The organism is Acinetobacter seohaensis, assembly GCF_056431365.1.
Map to the genome: position 1 here is coordinate 17,523 of NZ_JBWKMK010000134.1, position 19,584 is coordinate 37,106.

13 protein-coding genes and 9 pseudogenes are annotated in these 19,584 nt (G+C 39.7%); 9 read left to right on the top strand and 13 right to left on the bottom strand.

The annotated features are described in order from the left end of the window. Positions 1–72 precede the first annotated feature (72 nt). The 4 genes and pseudogenes from AC07E5_RS12385 to AC07E5_RS12400 all read left to right on the top strand — a co-directional run. The gene (locus AC07E5_RS12385; protein ID WP_111860829.1) at positions 73–894 is read left to right on the top strand and encodes a TnsA endonuclease N-terminal domain-containing protein; all 822 of its coding nucleotides are present in this window, start codon (positions 73–75) and stop codon (positions 892–894) included. Beyond that, positions 878–2,950: a TnsB C-terminal domain-containing protein gene (locus AC07E5_RS12390; RefSeq protein ID WP_374667160.1), complete on the top strand. Its 2,073-nt coding sequence runs from the start codon at positions 878–880 to the stop codon at positions 2,948–2,950. The genes AC07E5_RS12385 and AC07E5_RS12390 overlap by 17 nt, the downstream gene beginning before the upstream one ends. A 6-nt stretch (positions 2,951–2,956) precedes the next feature. After that, the gene (locus tag AC07E5_RS12395; RefSeq protein WP_111860830.1) at positions 2,957–4,612 is read left to right on the top strand and encodes an AAA family ATPase; all 1,656 of its coding nucleotides are present in this window, start codon (positions 2,957–2,959) and stop codon (positions 4,610–4,612) included. Positions 4,613–4,674: 62 nt separating this feature from the next. Beyond that, positions 4,675–4,892: pseudogene (locus AC07E5_RS12400) on the top strand (IS256 family transposase); the annotation flags it as partial. Positions 4,893–5,207: 315 nt separating this feature from the next. On the opposite strand, the gene AC07E5_RS12405 reads toward AC07E5_RS12400, so the two are convergent. The 6 genes from AC07E5_RS12405 to AC07E5_RS12430 form a co-directional block, all read right to left on the bottom strand. Next, the gene (locus AC07E5_RS12405; protein ID WP_498625575.1) at positions 5,208–6,563 is read right to left on the bottom strand and encodes an ATP-binding protein; all 1,356 of its coding nucleotides are present in this window, start codon (positions 6,561–6,563) and stop codon (positions 5,208–5,210) included. Next, on the bottom strand, positions 6,563–7,225 hold the full coding sequence (locus AC07E5_RS12410; protein WP_498625576.1) for a response regulator: 663 nt from the start codon (positions 7,223–7,225) through the stop codon (positions 6,563–6,565). Before AC07E5_RS12410 ends, AC07E5_RS12405 begins: the two co-directional genes overlap by 1 nt. A 140-nt stretch (positions 7,226–7,365) precedes the next feature. Continuing rightward, positions 7,366–8,673 carry a TolC family protein gene (locus AC07E5_RS12415; RefSeq protein WP_104442406.1) on the bottom strand — a complete coding sequence of 436 codons (1,308 nt, stop codon included), beginning with the start codon at positions 8,671–8,673 and terminating at the stop codon, positions 7,366–7,368. After that, on the bottom strand, positions 8,670–8,996 hold the full coding sequence (locus tag AC07E5_RS12420) for a DUF3240 family protein (RefSeq protein WP_016165445.1): 327 nt from the start codon (positions 8,994–8,996) through the stop codon (positions 8,670–8,672). The genes AC07E5_RS12415 and AC07E5_RS12420 overlap by 4 nt, the downstream gene beginning before the upstream one ends. Next, positions 8,989–12,072 carry an efflux RND transporter permease subunit gene (locus AC07E5_RS12425; protein ID WP_086194905.1) on the bottom strand — a complete coding sequence of 1,028 codons (3,084 nt, stop codon included), beginning with the start codon at positions 12,070–12,072 and terminating at the stop codon, positions 8,989–8,991. The genes AC07E5_RS12420 and AC07E5_RS12425 overlap by 8 nt, the downstream gene beginning before the upstream one ends. A 10-nt stretch (positions 12,073–12,082) precedes the next feature. Continuing rightward, positions 12,083–13,321 carry an efflux RND transporter periplasmic adaptor subunit gene (locus AC07E5_RS12430; RefSeq protein ID WP_130132618.1) on the bottom strand — a complete coding sequence of 413 codons (1,239 nt, stop codon included), beginning with the start codon at positions 13,319–13,321 and terminating at the stop codon, positions 12,083–12,085. A 604-nt stretch (positions 13,322–13,925) separates the two neighbouring features. Here AC07E5_RS12430 and AC07E5_RS12435 point away from each other — a divergent pair. The 4 genes and pseudogenes from AC07E5_RS12435 to AC07E5_RS12450 all read left to right on the top strand — a co-directional run. Beyond that, entirely contained in the window at positions 13,926–14,390 is a 465-nt protein-coding gene (locus tag AC07E5_RS12435) for a DUF2946 family protein (RefSeq protein WP_086194907.1), read from the top strand. A gap of 50 nt (positions 14,391–14,440) precedes the next feature. Next, positions 14,441–14,713: pseudogene (locus AC07E5_RS12440) on the top strand (cytochrome d ubiquinol oxidase subunit II); the annotation flags it as partial. A 145-nt stretch (positions 14,714–14,858) separates the two neighbouring features. Continuing rightward, entirely contained in the window at positions 14,859–15,116 is a 258-nt protein-coding gene (locus AC07E5_RS12445) for a helix-turn-helix domain-containing protein (RefSeq protein ID WP_143222627.1), read from the top strand. Between the two features lie 262 nt (positions 15,117–15,378). Then, a pseudogene (locus tag AC07E5_RS12450) lies at positions 15,379–15,575 on the top strand (DDE-type integrase/transposase/recombinase); the annotation flags it as partial. 109 nt (positions 15,576–15,684) lie between these two features. Here AC07E5_RS12450 and AC07E5_RS12455 read toward each other — a convergent pair. From AC07E5_RS12455 to AC07E5_RS12470, 4 genes and pseudogenes are all read right to left on the bottom strand, one after another. After that, positions 15,685–15,907: pseudogene (locus tag AC07E5_RS12455) on the bottom strand (IS607 family transposase); the annotation flags it as partial. 18 nt (positions 15,908–15,925) lie between these two features. Then, positions 15,926–16,673, bottom strand: a pseudogene (locus AC07E5_RS12460) (IS5 family transposase). Positions 16,674–16,817: 144 nt separating this feature from the next. Beyond that, positions 16,818–17,285, bottom strand: coding sequence for an RcnB family protein (locus AC07E5_RS12465; RefSeq protein WP_086194908.1), 468 nt, complete (start codon positions 17,283–17,285; stop codon positions 16,818–16,820). 221 nt (positions 17,286–17,506) lie between these two features. Further along, positions 17,507–17,599, bottom strand: a pseudogene (locus AC07E5_RS12470) (transposase domain-containing protein); the annotation flags it as partial. A 62-nt stretch (positions 17,600–17,661) separates the two neighbouring features. Between AC07E5_RS12470 and AC07E5_RS12475 the strand changes: the two are divergent. Continuing rightward, positions 17,662–18,331, top strand: a pseudogene (locus AC07E5_RS12475) (IS6 family transposase). A 230-nt stretch (positions 18,332–18,561) separates the two neighbouring features. Here the strand turns inward: AC07E5_RS12475 and hemJ are convergent. The 3 genes and pseudogenes from hemJ to AC07E5_RS12490 all read right to left on the bottom strand — a co-directional run. After that, positions 18,562–19,014, bottom strand: a complete 453-nt coding sequence (gene hemJ / locus AC07E5_RS12480; RefSeq protein WP_498625578.1) for a protoporphyrinogen oxidase HemJ — start codon at positions 19,012–19,014, stop codon at positions 18,562–18,564. Positions 19,015–19,079: 65 nt separating this feature from the next. Continuing rightward, a pseudogene (locus AC07E5_RS12485) lies at positions 19,080–19,276 on the bottom strand (beta-ketoacyl-ACP synthase I); the annotation flags it as partial. After that, positions 19,272–19,376 (bottom strand): annotated as a pseudogene (locus tag AC07E5_RS12490) (transposase domain-containing protein); the annotation flags it as partial. The pseudogenes AC07E5_RS12490 and AC07E5_RS12485, both read right to left, overlap by 5 nt. Positions 19,377–19,584: the final 208 nt, after the last annotated feature.

Consider the following 19,584-nt stretch of genomic DNA (forward strand, 5'->3'; position numbering starts at 1 on the left):
TTAACTACACAAAATAGTTGTTAACTATAAAAAGCCCAAGTATACTGATTAAAAAGTATACTGGGCTTTTTAATGGCTAAATCTCTGAATGGCTTAACCGAGATACAGATTGCTAAACGAATCAAAGAAGGACGTGGACAAGGTTCAGGTGCTAACTATAAACCTTGGCTAAGAATTCATGAAGTGCCATCCCAAGGTCTATCCCATCGTATCTACTCATTTAAAACCAAACGCACCCATCATCTGCTATCCAACTTGGAGCTTGGCGTCTTTTTAACTTTAGACTGGATGGGTCATGTACAAGATATACGCGAGCAATACCCTCTACTACGAGATGAAACCATTGAGATTTCCTCTAATAATGGCATTAGACATCCTAATATTCGTGGCATCAATCAGGTAATGACTTCGGATTTTTTAGTAGATAGCTCATCCCATAAACAATTTGTTATTCAGGTCAAACCTTTATCAGAACTCAAAAATCCTAGAACTATTGAGAAATTAGAAATCGAAAGGCGTTATTGGGCGAGCAAGGAAATTCCTTGGTACATCATTACTGAAAAAGAGCTGAATCCAACTGTACTTGATAATATCAAATGGCTTTATTCATCTCAGACAGATATGCACGATTATGACCAACTGCTTAATGCTTTGAGTAATTTTGAATTTTTCTGCCAAAAACACCTACAAATGAAACTATCTGATGTCTGTAAATCTATTGATCGAGAATATCAACAAGACCTTGGTCAATCCTTGGCTGACCTAAAACAACTTATGGCCCATCGCCTAATCAAATTTGATATTACCCAGAAATTCAAAGAATTAAGAGTAAAAGATATCACATTCTATCAACATCAACTTGTAGAAGGATTCCTCAATGTGGCAAATCAATGAGGTTCTTAAATTTGATGATCAACTTTACCGTATTCTTTTTATTAATTTTGGAGATATATTCTGGATTCAGATCAATAAAAAGAATGCTTTACCTGAAGTAGTGAGAGAAGAAGCTCTTTCTGAATACTTAGATAATGAACGCTTAACACGCGCTAAAGACCCTTTTGTCAATTTGATTTTAGAAGAACCTGCTTTAGACTCCATTGCCTTTATCAAAAGAGACAAGGCTTTCAATCTTATAAGAGAAATTATCCAAGAACCGAACCACTATGAACCATCAATTCGGGCAACTTTAATTCATAAAATTGAGTCTTCTGGTTTGGTGTCTAAACCAACGATTTATAAATATCTGCGAAAATATTGGCAAAGAGGACAAATTCCCAACGCGCTATTGCCAGATTATAAAAATAGTGGTGCCCCCGGTAAAACTCGGACAGAAATTAACACCAAGAAAAATGGACGTAAACGTCAATTTGGTGATGGTGAAGGTTGTCAAATTACCCTTGAAATAGAAAGACTATTTAGATTGACGATCTCTAAATATCTACTCGTAAATAGTCCACTCAAAACAACTGAAGCGTATCAAAAGTTCCAAAGCTTATATGAACAGTACTACCCCAAAGAAGATAGCAAGAATTATCCAACTTTAAGGCAATTCCGGTATTTTTATCATCGAGAATACACAAAACCCCAACTTATCGAAGCTCAAACAAATCCTACTGATTTTAAAAAGGATAAGCGTCCCTTATCTGCAACAAGCACATCAAGTGTACTTGGACCTGGTAGTCGTTATGAAATTGATGCAACGATTGCTGATATTTATTTAGTTGCAGATGATGATCGGACCAAGATTATAGGTAGACCGACCTTTTATAGCATAAGTGATGTCTTTAGTCGTATGATCGCTGGTTTTTATGTCGGTGTTGATAACCCTTCATATGCAATCGCTATGCAAACTGTATCTGTTGCATGTAGTAGTAAAGTTGTTCTTTGCAAAGAGTTTGATATCGAAATATCTGAAGATGAGTGGCCGACTGTTGGTTTACCAAGTGCAATTCTTGCTGACCGAGCAGAAATGTTGAGTGAACAAGCTGAAACTCTGACCAATGGCTATAATGTGCGTTTAGAAACAGCTCCACCAAGAAGAGGAGATGCCAAAGCAGTTGTAGAAAGCTGCTTTCGTACTATTCAAGCTGAATTTAAACCCTATGCTCCAGGTATTGTTCAAGGTCATCGGATTAAGAAACATGGCGAATCTGATTATAGACTTGAAGCAGCACTTACCCTAAAAGAATTCACTCAAATTATTATTCAGGCGATTCTATTTCGTAACAATCATCATGTTCTAGAAAAATATGATCGAGATGAGGACATCCCTGAAGATATTCCATCTATTCCACTTCACCTTTGGAATTGGGGAATTCAGAACCGTATGGGCAAGCTCCGTACAGTTGATGCTGAACAGTTTCGAGTTTCATTATTGCCACGGACTAAAGTTTCAATCTCTCCACTAGGAATCAATGCATGGGGATTGTATTACAATAGTAGTGAAGTCTTACGAGAAGGCTGGTTACATCGTAGTGATGAAATACAACGTCCTCAGAACCTAAAAGCAGCATATGATCTTCAAAACACAAATAAAATCTATCTTTTCCCAAATTCTGCTAGCCAATCCTATTGGACTTGTTCCTTAAATATTCGGAGTCGTGCTTATGCAAATATGAGTTTCTCGGAGGTTTGGGATAAGCAATATCTTGAGAAATATGCGCAAGCGAATGCTAAACATGCAGAAACTCCACACAGTATCGCCTTTAAAAGATCAGTTCAGGCAATCATTGATAACGCCAAAAAGCAAACTCCTAAATCAACTCAATCAAGCCGTGAAAGAATTAGCCAAATTCGAGCCAATAAAAAGGAACAAAGGCAAAAAACTAATTTAACACCTTTACCAGAAAGTCAACAAATGGCTAATATTATAAAGTTTAATAAATCAGTAGAAGATGATGACTATAGTCTCCCATTCTCTCCTGGACTATTCAGTGATGATGAGGAGTAAATTTTCATGCATCCGTTAAAAGTTCAAGCTGTTTACCAAGATACAGGTGTTCCTGCCTATAAGGGCAACCCATTCATTGAAGCTTTACCTCCTTTACTGGAAGCTTATACTCAGACTCGTCATTTAAGATCTAGTTCAGACCCTTCTCTTCAAGATCTCAATGCCCCACGAGTCGTCCGCTCCCATTCAATTGCTCGTCTTAGTGATGAGTTTTTCCAACCACTTAATAACCACATCCTTTTAACAGAAAGAATCTCATTGATGATTCGTGGAGGGTATGTCGGAAGGAATCCACGTACAGGTGATCTTCAAAAACACCTACAAAACGGATACGAGCGCATACAGAAAGGTGATCTTCAAGCTTTTAGATTTGAAAGTGTGAAATCAACAGCTCAAAGTATGGTTCTGATTGGCTGTTCTGGATACGGAAAAACGACGTCATTAATTAGAACTCTTTCAGCCTATCCTCAAGTTATTTATCACCCTGATCTAAATATTGAGCAAGTCGTTTACCTAAAAATTGATTGTTCACATAATGGTTCCTTAAAAGAAATTTGCTTAAATTTCTTCCGAGCATTAGATCAAGTCCTTGATACTCAATATGAGAAGCAATATGGGCTAAAACGCTACAACATTCAGGCATTACTCACTAAAATGTCACAACTAGCGAATGCTCATGCATTAGGGCTATTGGTCATTGATGAGATCCAGCATTTAAGTCGCTCAAAATCTGGTGGCCCTCAAGAGATGTTAAATTTCTTTGTCACAATGGTAAATACTATTGGTGTACCTATCATGTTAATTGGTACACCTAAAGCCAGAGAAATTTTTGAGGCTGACTTTCGCTCAGCACGTAGAGGAGCTGGTTTTGGAGCTATTTTCTGGGAGCCATTACAAGAATACATTGATAATCAGCTTAACCCTGAATGGATAGCTTTTACAGATAAGCTTTGGAAACAGCAATTACTTAACCAAAGAGATGAGTTCCTATCAGATGATATTCGACATATTTGGTATGACTTGAGCCAAGGCATTATTGATATTGTAGTTAAGTTATTTGTTCTTGCCCAATTAAGAGCTATTGCAACAAATAAGGAACGAATTACATCTAAGCTGCTGCAACAAATTTATAATGAAGAATTGAAACCTGTACACCCCATGCTAGATGCATTACGATCAGGAAATATTGAGAAAATTTCACGCTATTCTGATTTAGTTATCCCTGATATGGATCGTAAAATTTTTGATCTTCAACAAAAAATCAAAAGTATACCTGTTGATAAATCATCAGAAGATTTTTTTAGACAATTGGTTACTGAGGATGAGCGTCGTATTTATACTATGTTCAAAGATGAATATAAGCCCCAACACCTGATCGAATGTATCAAGACTGCATATCAAGAGCAGCCGACAGCTTCACGCCAACAGATTATTCCAATTATTTTTAACTTATTATCTGCTGATAGCTATTCATCAAGTGATATTGTTAAATTAATACCCCAAAAATCAGAATACTTAAAGCCTAATCAATGGGATACATTGTCCCAAGATGATTTACGCTTTATTCATTCTCAATTGCTCACAGAAAAAGATTTACATAAATCACTTTTAGAAAAAAATTTGATTTTAGAGATAGAGAAAGTTTTATTAAAGACTGGATAATTACTGGACGCTATTTTAAGTATCTGATGAACCCTTATTGTGCTTCCAAAAGACTTTTACATTATGTAAAGATTGGTGAATTTGTGACATATACTACCTTCAGGGAAAACCATTGTATCAGAGGAGACATTAGCTATCCTGCTAAAGTACATCATACAATTTATACAAATGAGTCATTGAATAGTGTGATCCGTCAATCAAGAAAAGAAAAATCTTTTCTTCCGATGATTCTGTGAAGAAAGAAGTAATTTACTTCGTAACATTAAATCCTGCTAAGAAATAGACATTGCCAATCTTATGTGGCATTACTACTCATGACTTTAAGCAATGAATTGATTTACTATTCATTTCGATGGTTGATTAAATGATCATTTATAAAAAATCGGACTTACACAAAATGAGTTACAGACTCTAATATCACCCTCACTTTAAGTGGCATAAGTTATATTACTGCTTTTATCAGACTTATGCTGCAATATATGAGTGTAGGACAGTAGGCTTTTTTACCTCTGTCGCTATATAGCCATAAGTAGTTATGGCACCCCAATCTTCAATTTTGAAAACTAGTTCTCAGCCCATTAAATAGCGTCATTATTTAGTTCTGCTGGTTAAATTCAATCCTAACCATAAGACCACCAATAGCATTTGTCCGACGTAACTCAACTTTTCCGTGATATAAATCGACAATTTGCTTAACAATCGATAAGCCTAGACCACTGCCAATAACTGTACTGTTCTGATTCACTCGATAAAATCTTTGAAAAATCAGAGGTATTTGTGCTTCATCCAAACCGATTCCATTGTCCTCAATCTGCACAAAACTATAATTTTCAACACAGCCACAACTAATTTTAATGAGACACGGACGTTCCTGGCTACGATAGATAATGGCATTTTCTAAAAGATTACGGAGCATAATTTCCAATTGATCCATTTGTGCCATGACCAGGGCTGACTCCAGTTGTAGCTGTAAGTCAATCTTTGCCTGACGAAGCTGAAAATCCATCATCGCAAGGGTACTTTGAATCATATTAACCAGATCAACCGGGCCTTGAATTTGTTGACCATTGGGTTCTATCCGGGCCAAGGTCAGTAACTGCGTGATCATTCGTGAGGCCTTATCAATGCCAATGATAATGTCCTCTGCTGCTTCTCGTGCCTCCTCAGTAGAACGTGCACTCTGCAAAACTTGTGCATGCAAACGGATCGCCGCCAAAGGTGTACGTAACTCATGGGCTGCATTTGAGGTAAAACGTTTTTCACGTTGCATGCTTTCTGCAACTTCACTCAATAATGTATTTAATGACTTCACCAAAGGTTCGATTTCTTTGGGCACGACAGGGTTGATGGGTTTTAAATGTTCAATCGACTGCTTTTCCAGATTTTGACTGATACTGAATACAGTGGACAAATTGCTACGTACGGTCTGCAAAATCAGCCAGGACAATAATGGTAAAAAAAATGCTGAAACCACTATTAAAAATAGTAGCATATCTCTCTGGATATCCTGACGGATGGTCCAGACCTGTGCAATTTGTACTTGTATAGTGTGAGTGCTGTCCCAAACCGAATAACTGCGATAGGTTTGATTGTGAATTTTAATCCAGCCAAAGTTGGCTTGCTGAACAAAGGGGTGTGTGTCCACGCCAACCGAACGATAAATCAACTTGCCATTACGATGCCAAATCTGAAATATAATCTGATTATAATGCTCACCTTGAGCTTTCTCGATGACAGTATGGTCAGGGATTCGCCCTTCCAGTGAACTTGAAGTGGTCGAGAGTAAAGCATGGGCGGTTTCGACCAGTGATTTATCAAAGATATTGTTCGCCGTGCGCTGCATTCCCCAGTAGATACAGCCTAGACTACCCACCCAGACAGTGGCGGTGATAACCAGTAAAATCAATGAGAGACGCCGGGTCAATGAATAACTGCGGATGAAATTGGCCATCAATAATTTTCATCCATAATATAGCCAAAACCCTGTACTGTACGGACAATGTTTTTTCCAAGCTTGCGCCGTAAATTATGAATATAGACCTGGATCACATTGCTGCTTACATCCGCATCATAGGCATAAAATGAGTTTTCTATGCTCTCCCGTGAAATAATCCGGCCACGGTTAAGAATAAAGAGTTCCAGCAAGTGAAATTCTTTCTGAGTTAATTCAACTTCAGTTTGATCTCTCAGTACCTGTTTGGTCGCTTTATTAACTGCAATATTGCCAATCTGAATCAAATCACTCACTTCACCTGAAATACGGCGCAATACCGCTTGAATCCGTGCAATGACTTCATACAAATCATATGGCTTAACTACAAAATCATCTGCTCCTGCATCCAAACCTGAAATACGCTCCTGAATTTTATCCTGAGCAGTCAGAATAATAACGCCTACTTTATTCTTTTTACGGCGCAGTGACTTTAAAACTTCCAATCCATTCCGGTCTGGCAAACCTAAATCAAGCAAAATAAACTGATAATCATAACTCGCCAAAAAATGATAGGCTTGCTCTGCTGTGGTGGCGATATCGACCACAAAATTTTCATGATCTAAGCCCCGTGCTGTCGCCTTAGCCAGTAAGGCATCGTCTTCAACTAACAATATTCTCACGTCTGAGCTACCTTCTCATTCTGCTACTTATAAGCCTATATTTATTTCTGTGAAAGCGGCAGGTACTCTGGCCCAAGAAAGACAGAACACCAACCGAATAATGATCATACAAGGCATTGATATATCAGCACTCTACTATTTTACTCTGCCTGATGATCCTCATGTAAAGGCCATAACTGATGCGAATTCAGCAATAGTAAACTCAAGCTTTCTGCATAATCAATTTTGGCTTGATCAATTCGACCGCGCGCATCAACCAGTTGCTGTGAATGAAGTAACAGTTCATTTAAACTCAATTCACCAAGCTTATATGCTTTTTGCATCAATCCATGTTGTTGCTGTAACTGTGCCAAATTCTGTTGAGCCTGCTCACTCCGTACAGTTGCCGACTCCATCTGCGTAAACCAGTATTGCGTTTCCTGACGCAAACGGTTTTCTACTCGTCCGATCTCAAAATTGGCCTTTTGAGCTTCCGCCATGGCCATACCAGAAGCTATACGCACTTGCCGACTGGCGAGTGGAATTGAAACGCTCACACTCATCAAGTTTTCAACGCCAGACTGTTCACGACTATAGCCCACTCCGACCGTAGGATTAGGTACCCGATTGAGTTGCTCTCTTTTGACTAATGCATCTTGCTGTGCTGCCTGTGTTTTAACCAGCTCAAGCTCATGGTTGGCAGACAAAACCTGCTGTATCCATTCAGTCTGTGTATATTCGAGTGGTCGAATTTTGATGACATCACTGCTCCAGTGTTCTGGAATATTTCCCTGATAATCACGTGACAATAACTGCTGTGCTTGATAGTAAGCTGTTTTAGCCTGCATATATTGCTCTTCGATTTGCCGCGATTCATTGCTAAGTAGCATCAGTTCCAGTCGTGGGGCATCTCCAGCACGAATACGCTGCTGGGTCATTTGCATATAGTGCTGTATTCTTGCTTGCTGTTCCTCTAAACGCGTCAATTGCAAAGCACTGCGCATATATGCAAACCACTGATTTAGCAAATTTTTGGCAACTTCATGTTTGGCATCTTCATATTTTAATTCCGCAATACTCATCCCTCGTTGTGCCAAATCCTGATCCAGCTCGTATTTGCCAGGCAAACGAATCTGCTTTTCAATACCAAAGCTCGGCTCATAACTATTGGACTTTGTTTGACCATCCTGGGCGTTGCTGTTACGAAGCTGCATGCCTGCACGCACGGTCCAGGGATGGCCCAGTTTTAGCCCCTGTCCTGCAAAATTGGCATAGTCCTGGTCCGAAACTGCCGATCGAACAGTTGGATGCTGTAACAAGCTCTGTTTGACCGCATCGAGTTGCGGCAAGACTTGATCCAAAGCGGGTTCCGCGGATACGACAGAAGTCATCATCACACAACAGCCCAAGCCCAGTAAACGTAAGGCTTTACCCAGCAAACGGGGTTGAGTCGCTATCTCTGGTTTCATTCGTTCACTTCTCCTTGACCAGCATAACCCGATGTTATGGTTGGTAATACCCAATAGAAACAGTCACTTGATTTAAATTTCTTTTGGATATGGGCTAAAACTAAAGGTACAGTTGCGAGGGGTAAAATCAACAGAATCAAATTACGCTCAGTTGCACCCCGAATTTTTTCTTGAATGTTGCGATAATGTTGGCGGCTGCCGAAACCTTGTGCCGGGATACAGGTACATCCTGTCACAATCTCGGGAATAAGCCATAAATGGCTCATTAATTCTTCCGCAATATCACTGGAGATGTTGATAGAGAGTTGGCACATTTCAGACATGAGTATCTCGCACTAAACCAAATTGTTTGAACAAGTTAGGAAGTAAAATCAGCGTCAGTAAGGTGCAGGAAATTAATCCCCCAATCACCACGATCGCCAATGGACGCTGAATTTCAGCACCTGGCCCAGTGGTAAAGAGCAAGGGAATTAAACCCAAAGCCGCGATACTTGCAGTCATCATTACTGGACGTAAACGTCGCATCGCCCCCTCACGAACCACTTCTTCAATTGCAACGCCGCGTGAAATGAGCTGGTTAAAATAACCGATCATCACCAAACCATTCAGTACGGCAATCCCCATTAATGCAATAAACCCAACAGAAGCAGGTACCGATAAATATTCACCGGTAATGGCTAAGGCTACGACTCCCCCAATTAAAGCAAAGGGAATATTCACAAAAACCAGTACTGCCTGACGAACAGACCCTAAAGTTGTAAAGAGCAGGAAGAAAATCATGGTCAACGCTGCAGGGACAACCAGCATCAGACGCGCTGCTGCACGTTGTTGATTTTCAAACTGTCCACCCCATTTCAATGAATAGCCGGCCGGTAATTTAACTTTCTGGGCAACCTGCTGTTTTGCTTCCTCGACAAAACCAACCAGATCCCGGTCACGCACATTGGCACGGACAACGGACATTCTTGAAGCATTTTCCCTGTCAATTTTGACGACGCCTTCAGTCTTGACCATTTCTGCTAAAGAGGACAACGGTACAGCCGCTGAGTTTGCAACAGGTAAATTCATGTTCGCGAGGGCAAAACTGGATTGTCCCAGACGTGGATCACCTTTCATCATCAATGGAACTGGTCGCCCCTGTTCAATAATCGAACTAATCTGCTGCCCTTCAATGAGCATTTTGAGTTGTGCCTGTATGCTCTGACTATCTAACTGATTGCGGACAGCCATATCACGACGAATACGTAATTCCTGATATTGCACCCCAGAATTTTCCAAAGTCATGACATCTTCACTGCCTTTGATCCCTTGTAGAACGGTAGAGATTTGCTTAGACAGCTGATTCAGCTGATCTAAATCGGTACCAAAAATTTTGACGGCCAAATCTCCACGTACACCCGATAACATTTCTGAAGTCCGCATTTCAATCGGCTGACTAAAGGTGAGATTGACCCCAGGAACATCGGCCAATACATGGCGAATTTTGGCTAAAATCTGCTCCTTACTTTGTCCCTGCCACTGATCTTGCGGTTTCAAAATGACAAAGCTATCGGTTTCATTTAAGCCCATAGGGTCAAGGCCCAGTTCATCCGAACCGGTTCTTGCCACAATGCGGGCCACTTCTGGAACTTGTTTTAGAATTCTTCTTTGAATGTCCAGATCAAGTGCAATCGAATTTTGCAGGCTGATCGATGGCATTTTTTCCAGCTGCAATATGGTGTCACCTTCATCCATGGTTGGCATAAAGGACTTACCAATGAGTGGAAAAATGAGTGCAGCAACCACCAAAGCACCTCCGGCCAAAGCATAAACACGTTTCGGATGGGCCAAACTTGCATTTAACACCTTGCTATATGCCTGTTCCAGCTTAGCAACAATATACGGCGTGTGATGTGCTTGAGATTTTAAAAAATAGGAACACAGCACCGGAATAATCGTTAATGAAAAAATCAGTGAGCTCGACAATGCAAAGACAATGGTCAGTGCCACTGGAGAGAAAAGCTTCCCTTCCAGACCTTGCAACGTCATTAACGGAATGAAGACCAGCATAATAATGATCATTCCTGCAGTCACCGGCACCGCCACCTCACAAACTGCGCGATAAATGACATTCAGCGGGGGTAAAAACGAACGGTGTTTGGACTCGTGTGCATCTGCCAGTTGCATTTCGATATTTTCAACCACCACAACCGCCGCATCGACCAGCAAACCAATGGCAATGGTTAAACCACCCAATGACATCAGGTTGGCACTTAATCCAAACTGACGCATCATTAAGAAAGTACTCAACGCAGATAAAGGTAAAATCGCGGCAACCACCAAAGCGGCTCTTAAATTGCCTAAAAACAACAGCAATAAAATCAGGACCAATACAATCGCCTCGACCAAGGTTTTACTCACGGTATGAATGGCACGATTCACCAGTTCACCACGGTCATAAAAAGGCTTGATCGTAACGCCCGGGGGTAAGTTTTTCTCAATGTCATGCAAATGTTCACGCACACTTTGCACAACCTGACGTGCATTGGCGCCTTTTAAGGTGAGGACAATCCCTTCAACAGCTTCACCCTGACCATTTTCGGTTACCGCTCCGTAACGGGTAAGGGCACCGGTATGAACATCGGCGACATCCTTCACTTGCACCAGCGTCCCCTGATGATTGGAAACAATAATCTCACCCAGCTCTTGTAAATTGGTGACACGACTATCGCTACGAATCAGTAATGATTCTCCATTTTCATTCAGACGCCCCGCACCGTCACTTGCATTATTTAATTCAATTGCTTGTTTTAACTGATCAAGAGATAGACCTCTCGATGCCAGAGCATCCAGGTTAGGTGTCACTTCAAAGGTACGTGCCAAACCACCCAGGACATTGACATCCGCTACCCCTTCAATTTTTCTGAGCTGTGGACGGACGACCCGATCGAGCAAGGTTCGTTTTTCCATATCACTCATAGGACCATGTAAAGTGAACATAAAAGATTCACCTAATGGCGTCGTCATAGGCGCAATCCCGCCAGAGGCATTGCCAGGCAAAGCTGACATGACTCCAGTCAAACGCTCATTGACCTGTTGTCGGGCCCAATAAGGATCTGTCCCTTCTGCAAAATCCAGGGTAATGATTGCAATAGCATATTTAGATTGTGAACGTAGTACAGTTTGATGAGGGATTCCCAACATTTCCTGTTCTATCGGTACCACAATACGGCTTTCCACCTCTTCTGGCGTCATGCCAGGAGATTTCATCACAATTTGAACCTGTGTGCTTGATACATCGGGAAAGGCATCAATCGGCAATTTGGTAAATGCCAAATAACCCGCAACACTGATTGCCATACCCAATAACAGCATTAGGATTCGTTGACTCAGTGAAAATGCAATAATACGTTTTAACATGTGCCTAACCTCAATTCACCGCAGTGCTACTGCTGGCAGGTGGTGCCTGCTCTGCACCGAAACCTGACCAAACGGCTTTTAGACGTTCGACACCCCGCACAGCAACTTGAATTCCAGGTTTTAATGCATTTCCAATCACATGACTTTGCTGCTGGTTCGCCCCCACCAGTTCCACAGGCGTTGCCACGAAACCATTTTGGTTCTTGATAAAAATGAAGTGCTTGTTATCTTTTAAAGTTAAGGCAGCACTCGGTATTACCCATGCGGTTTTTGTTGTCGGGTTATGGCTTTGAATATTCGCTTTAACAAACTGTTGTACTTTTAAACAGTTATCCTTGGCCTGCATTTGGACTAGAACATTTTGAGATTGCGTATTGCCTGAAAGTGCTGGTGCAATTTGTTGTACCTGCCCGGTAATTTCACACCCCTCAACTTTGACCAAATCGCCAATCTGGATATATTTGCTATCCGCTAAAGGGGCTTGCAGCATTAATTGCAAAGGTAGATCACTATTCACCAACTGGCCCAGTACTGCACCGGTTTCTACATACTGACCTGCAGATACCTGTAAACTTTCTACACTGCCTCTGGCTGGACTTTTGACATACACCACGGGATTCAATCCCTGACTGCTACTTCCGCCCATAAACTGCAACATGCGTTGCTTGGCATTCAGATCAATATTCAGTCGTTGCACTACATTCTGGGCTTCCTGTACACGTTTTTCAGCAATAATCCCTTCTGCATATAAACTGCGTTCACGTGCCAAATTTTGGCTGGCTAATTGCAGTTGTGCACGAATTTGTAAAATTTCATTTTGAATCTGAATTAAATCGGGACTGTGAATAGCCAGTACAGGACTATGGAGACCAACTTCGGCTAAAGGTTGCACTAGTACCTGTTGCACTATACCCGCTACAGGACTCGTTAAGACCACTTTACTTTGAGGTGACCACTGCGCTTGCCCCTGCAAAGTCAGGGCGAGTTGTACATCTCTTGTCGCTTGTCCTAAAGTTTGTAATTGAATACCTGCTTGTTGAATCTGTGTGGGCGAAATTAAAATCTGATTACCAGACACATCTATTGTCTCTGTTTCATTGGCGACTACATTTTGTGTCTTTGATTTTTCCGCTTTATTTTTATTTAGTAGTAAACTGCTGCCCCACCAAATTCCTAAAATCACCAAGACCAATGTGCAAATACTGATAAATAGTTTTTTATTTCGTAATACACTCACTTGCTGACTCACTGATCTACCCTCAAAAATATTTTCCCTCAGGGTAAAATCAAGTTCTTAAGATCTGATTAAATTTGAAAATTCAATTTTTTCGAGGCTTAAGCAAATGCTGGGTCGTAAAACTGTAGAAGTAAAAATTATCAAAGATGCCTTAGAGATTGCCCAGGCAAAAAGTACATATCGCAGATGCCCTTATTGCTACCCGGCGATACCCCACAGAACAATTGACATACTCGCCACACCTACGCAAAAGGTGAGCTAGTACAACTCTAGCCCTTCTCTTTTTCAAGTCAATTGCTTATCCGCTATTCAGGTTAGTAAAAGATATTTAAATAAAATCCCTACAATGTAGGAAAAATTCTTCCATATACTTTACTTTCTGAACTTTAATCATTATTTTTTAAAAGCAAAATTAATCATGCACGATTTTAATCTGAATTAATTCAGATTAAAATCAAATACTTATATAGATATTTTTTATTTTTACTTTATTATAAAAATTATTAGGCTAAATTAAAATCAAAACTCTTAAATTAATACTACATACTTTTAATAAATATTAATTCTGCTAGAATCGAATATTCTTACTTGGATAATTGAGACCATCTAAGTGATCATGGTTTTAGGTAGATTGCTAGCTTTTGGGGCAATCTTGTTGCAGATTGCTGTTTTTATACAGCCTTTACTCCCAGAGAAATATCAAATTTCTCCAGTCTGTGAAACTATTGTCCATGCACTTCAATTAGATACTTCTCATGATCTGCATAGCTCAGATCATTCGCATAATTACTCTCATCGAGACTTGAGTTTAGCTAATCATGAACCTGAAAAGCCTAATAATGCACATCTAGAACAAAAAACTTCGTACAGTCATCATCACGATACGAATCATCAATGTCAGTACTGTGTTGTTTACGCACATGTCGTTCCACTACCAGACATCGGTGTTAAAGAAGTTCTCGTTAGAATTCAAGTTCGTTTTTTAGCTTTTAAAGAAGCTTATTTCCATATCTTCTTTCTTTTAAAGCAATTATTTCTTATTCCTCAAGGCCGAGCACCTCCTTTTTCTTTTGCTGTCTAAATTTATTGGCAATTATTTATTGTTTTGAAATTTAATTAGTTGAAGATACTACCATTAAAGCTTGTCAAAAGCATCATGAATCAATGCCTTTCTTATACACATTGGCACTGATATTTTTGGCATATACAGGCTTTCTAATTAGCATATTCCCTTATGTAATTCCTCCATCAGTGACGATTTGGGATGCTTCTGCACCAGCCAATAGTCAGTTGTTCGCGCTGATCGGTGCACTGATTTTGATCCCAATTATCATCATTTACACCATCATGGCTTATTGGGTATTTAGGGATAAAGTCAGTGTTGGCGATGAGGGTTACCATTAAAGGAGTTATTAATGAAATTATCACAATTTCAGTGGTTTATCTTTTTATGGTTAGTCGATTTACTAAGTTCATTAGCAATTGCTATGAGCTTTAGGTTTCTGCTTCAGCTTTCTTATTAGCTATGTAAAAAGAAGAGGATACACCTATGAATCTACTTCAACAGCAGCATGTGAATATTAATTATGATTTTCCATTCATTGTTAATTTAACATTAGCTCAAGAAATTATTAGAGCACGCAAAAAAATGAATATCTCTCAACAAGAACTAGCATCTAAACTTGGTATCTCTCCAAGGACACTAGAAAGTTGGGAAAGAGGTGTTCGCCATCCATCAAGTTCGGCACAGGCTTTAATCAAACTATTTATAAAGTCACCTCAATTTGTACTGGATAATCTTAACTAAAATAGAAAAAGACCATGTTTTCACGTGGTCTTTTTTATCATCTATTAAAATATATAAATTATTGCGAAGTATATAAACTATCAATGGTATATTGACTACTAACACCTTTGATTTTTTCCGCAACTTTTCTAACTACACCAAGATTAATATCTGAAACAATTACTTTAGCAGCTTGCTCAATAAGAAGTAATGCTGCACTTCATTCTACACCCAAACCAGTACCTGTAATTGTGGCCATTTTATGATTAAAAAGGCTGACATCATGAAACAGGAAAGAAAATGTCCACCAGACCTTGAGCACAGGCAGGCTAAGTACAAAAATAACGTGATCGAATGTAATTATGGCAAGCTAAAGGGATCATCAGGGCCACATTAGGATTCAAATCTATGAAGATGGCTTATGCCACAATTAAAGGTATTGAAGTCATGCGTGCACTACGTAAAGGATAAGCTTCGTAATTTTATTATGGTCAGCCTCAGGGTGAAGTGTATCTAATCAACAGGGTTTTCGGTCTCTAAGCTTTTTTGAAGCGAATATCATCGACTTAGGTCCCTATTTGCAACAGTGCCTTGCACAATACATTTCCAAAACTTGCTTTTGTCGTTCCAGGTCGTCTTTTTGATCATGACTTGAAACTCTTACATAAGCTGTGTATTTGTTCAGGCGTGATTTTAATCAGATCATAACGTCTGTGATTATTTGGGATTCTTTTAGCAACTAAAACACCGCTTTCATTCCAACGTCTTAAAGTTTGAATGGAAACGCCTAACACTTTAGCTGCTATATTAATATTTACTAGGGCATGTCATCAATTAAGCCATATCATGATTGAGGCAAGGTAGATCGCTGACAGGAAATTTTGAGCCAATTTATCATAGCGTGTAGCAATACCTCGATACTGCTTGAGCTTGGCGAAGAAGTTCTCGATCAGATGTCTTGCCTTATAAAGATGTTGGTCATAATCACGCTGATCAATCGCGTTACTTTTGGACGGCATCACAATCTGACCATTGATCTTATGGATTGGATCAATCAACCGATCCTTGGAATTGTAGGCTTTATCCATGAGCCAAGTCTGACTTAACGATAAGTCCAGCAGCACATCAGCGCCATTTAAGTCATGAACCTGCCCGGCAGTGAGATAAAATCCTGTTGGGTTGCCTAAAGCATCAATACGAGCATGAATTTTGGTACTTAAGCCACCTTTACTGCGTCCAATCGCCTGTTCTTTTTTTTCCGGCACTGTGTTGATGAGCGCGCACAATGGTTGAATCCAGCATGGCATATTCATTATCACTATTCCTTGCCAGCACTTCAAAAACTTTCTGCCATACGCCTGCTTTAGCCCAACGGCTAAAGCGAGTATGCACGACTCTAAAATCCCCAAAGCGTTCTGGTAAATCTCGCCACGGAATACCTGAACGATACCGATACAATACTGCTTTAACAAATAGCCTGTTGTCTTTGGCAGTTACTCCAACAGTACTCGCTCGTCTGGGCAACAGATCCTTAATCTGTTCCCACTGATCATCTCTTAATGCATAGCGTTTAGTCATGAAAAAATAATGAGGACAGATTAGATTTTCTCAAGCTAATTGATGACAGGCCCTAATCTACTCATAACGATAATATCAGTATAGAAATGCATATATTTCAATTAGTAGTTATTAACCCTTATTTTTGTGAACAGATTAAATGCATCAATCTGGAACTACTTTTAAAATACGATGGTTAACTGTATTAATCAGGATGTAATCGCCATGTACACGAATCCATTGTTGATTTTTCTCAGGTTTGCTAAGTTTCTTATTCATTCTATAATCGAATCTATAGCCTTGACCATAGTAGCGGGATGGTAAAGCTTGTCCTGGTTTCCAGTCGCGGGATGGTTTCAATATCTGATTCTGTACGATCTCACGATGACGTTGCTGAACTTCTTGTCGAATCTCTTGTTGATTACGCTGTGGCATTTGCTGTTGAGTTTCTTGCTGCATCTGTTGCTGATGGCGTTGTTGCATCTGCTGTTGGCTCTGATTTGCAGCAGGAGAATGCATATATGCTTGATTATATGAATTGTTATGTAAACGCTCTTGAGGCGCAGCTATGACTGGTGAGATAAAAATTGCTGTTGAGAAGGTGAAAAAACTGGCTTGTACTAATTTTTTCATTTTATCGCCTTTTTTAGGTGGAGTTGCTTGATATTTTATTAAATTATAGAAATTAATGATTAACCATAAACCTTTTGTTATAACATTGTATCTTGTTTAAGCTTCTTTTCTCCTTTTTATTGAAATGGTTGGAGGGTATTATCGTGTCTAGTACTGCATATTTTATAAAAAATTAATAAAATTCAATAGTGTGTGTAAGATTTCAGTGAAAGTTACTTGAGTCAGGAAGGCTTCCACTTATGCGGTAGTAATTCTTCAATCTGGCTCATTTTCTGTGTCGGCAGTCTTTTCAATACATCGCTCAGATAGGCATAGGCACTGTTGCAAATAGCCGCTGATGGTAAGCTAAATAGTTTTTTAGCTAAAGGTTCAGCATATGAACCCCTTCCATGGTCGGCATTTTCAGGGCGAGATCATTCTTTGGGCTGTACGCTGGTATTGTAAATATGGCATTAGCTATCGTGAACTTTAGGAAATGCTTGCCGAACGTGGTGTGAATGTTGATCACACTGCTATTTCCAGTTGGGTTCAACGTTATGCTCCTGAAATAGAAAAATGCTTACGCTGGTATTGGCGTAATCCTACAGATCTGAGCTCATGGCATATTGATGAAACTTATATAAAAGTGAATGGACGATGGTCTTATCTGTATCGTGCAGTCGATCAACGTGGCTATACCATTGATTTTTATCTTTCTTCTAGACGTAATACCAAATCAGCCTATTGTTTTCTTAAAAAATTTAAATAATGTGAAGAAGTGGAAAATTCCACAAGTGATCAACACGGATAAAGCACCCACATATGGAGGTGATTTATCACGGTTAAAACGGGAAGTAAAATGTCCACCAGACCTTGAGCACAGGCAGATTAAGTACAAAAATAACGTGATCGAATGTGATCATGGCAAGCTAAACCGGATCATTAGGGCCACGTTAGGATTCAAATCTATGAAGACGCCTTATGCCACAATTAAAGGTAATGAAGTCATGCGTGCACTACATAAAGGACAAGCTTCGTCATTCTCTTATGGTCAGCATCAGGGTTAAGTATATCTAGTGAATAGAATTTTTGGTCTCTAAGCACTTTTTAAAGGGAACATCATCGACTCAGATCCCTATTTGCAACAGTGCCATTAATCATATAAAGCATTAGATATAAATTACTCCTGCCTTTTATGAAGGTGAAAAGCACTGCTTTGTAGATGGAGGGATTCTATTTTTGAGGAGGTTTTAAATTCCTCATTTAATAGAGAGAATGTACTTTTAAATCAACTGGATTAAAACTGCGGTTTAACCACTACTAAAATCACTACTGCGAGTAAAATAATCGTTGGCATTTCATTAAAGAAACGCCAAAACTTATGTGATTTGTAATGCGGGTTTTCCATCAGTTTTTTACGATAATAACCACAAACAAAATGGTAAATCACCAGTAAGCCCACTAATCCAACTTTCAGGTAAAACCAGAGTGCTTCATGGTAATGCCGAGTTGCATCACCCCAATCCACTAAAAAATGCGCTGTGATGAGAGTGGCAAGCATTGACGGCCACATGATGCCGCGGTACAACTTTCGTTCCATAATCTGGAAACGCTGATGACTCGTGGCATCTTCACTCATCGCATGATAAACATATAAACGTGGCAAGTAGAACAAAGCGGCGAACCAGCAAACTACAGCAATAATATGTAATGCTTTTACCCACAAGAAAGCATCAGAAGGAGCATCCATCTATTCACCCTTTTAAGGGCAGTGTGGCAGAAGTTGATCATCCGTTGCCGAATGATCAACAATTCTTAGCTTAGCCTTCTCAATTTTTTGAAAACAAGACATGCATTTACACCGCCAAAACCGAAACTGTTACTCATCATAGTATTCAATTTTATGTCACATTTTCAAGCACGATATCAAATGGTTTTGCACCTTCATCCAGTTCAGTCACGTTGATTTTTGGTGCAATAAAGTCATTTTGCATCATCAATACTGAATAAATCACTCATATAGGCATACGGATCCAGTCCATTCAGTTTCGCTGACTGTAAGCATCATGTGTTCACAGCTCGTTGACCACTGTACAGTGATCCTGCAAACAGCTAGCTCTTACGTCCCATGTATGAGTATTTGTAGTCATGAATTAAGTCTCCACTTATTTTAAGTGGGGACCAAATTAAGGAGTAAGCGTCCGCTGAACACACCTTATGAATTCATCCTATAAGCCTTAATTTAGTCCCCACTTAAAAACAAGTGGGTACTAAAATTTATGACTACAAATCACCAGACATCCATCGCATCTCTTGCGAA

Excerpts from the sequence above, each read along its gene's own strand:
- AC07E5_RS12385 (WP_111860829.1), top strand. The coding sequence starts at position 73 with ATGGCTAAATCTCTGAATGGCTTAACCGAGATACAGATTGCTAAACGA.
- AC07E5_RS12390 (WP_374667160.1), top strand. The coding sequence starts at position 878 with ATGTGGCAAATCAATGAGGTTCTTAAATTTGATGATCAACTTTACCGT.
- AC07E5_RS12395 (WP_111860830.1), top strand. The coding sequence starts at position 2,957 with ATGCATCCGTTAAAAGTTCAAGCTGTTTACCAAGATACAGGTGTTCCT.
- AC07E5_RS12405 (WP_498625575.1), bottom strand. The coding sequence starts at position 6,563 with ATGGCCAATTTCATCCGCAGTTATTCATTGACCCGGCGTCTCTCATTG.
- AC07E5_RS12415 (WP_104442406.1), bottom strand. The coding sequence starts at position 8,673 with ATGAAACCAGAGATAGCGACTCAACCCCGTTTGCTGGGTAAAGCCTTA.
- AC07E5_RS12420 (WP_016165445.1), bottom strand. The coding sequence starts at position 8,996 with ATGTCTGAAATGTGCCAACTCTCTATCAACATCTCCAGTGATATTGCG.
- AC07E5_RS12425 (WP_086194905.1), bottom strand. The coding sequence starts at position 12,072 with ATGTTAAAACGTATTATTGCATTTTCACTGAGTCAACGAATCCTAATG.
- AC07E5_RS12435 (WP_086194907.1), top strand. The coding sequence starts at position 13,926 with ATGGTTTTAGGTAGATTGCTAGCTTTTGGGGCAATCTTGTTGCAGATT.
- AC07E5_RS12445 (WP_143222627.1), top strand. The coding sequence starts at position 14,859 with ATGAATCTACTTCAACAGCAGCATGTGAATATTAATTATGATTTTCCA.
- AC07E5_RS12465 (WP_086194908.1), bottom strand. The coding sequence starts at position 17,285 with ATGAAAAAATTAGTACAAGCCAGTTTTTTCACCTTCTCAACAGCAATT.
- hemJ (WP_498625578.1), bottom strand. The coding sequence starts at position 19,014 with ATGGATGCTCCTTCTGATGCTTTCTTGTGGGTAAAAGCATTACATATT.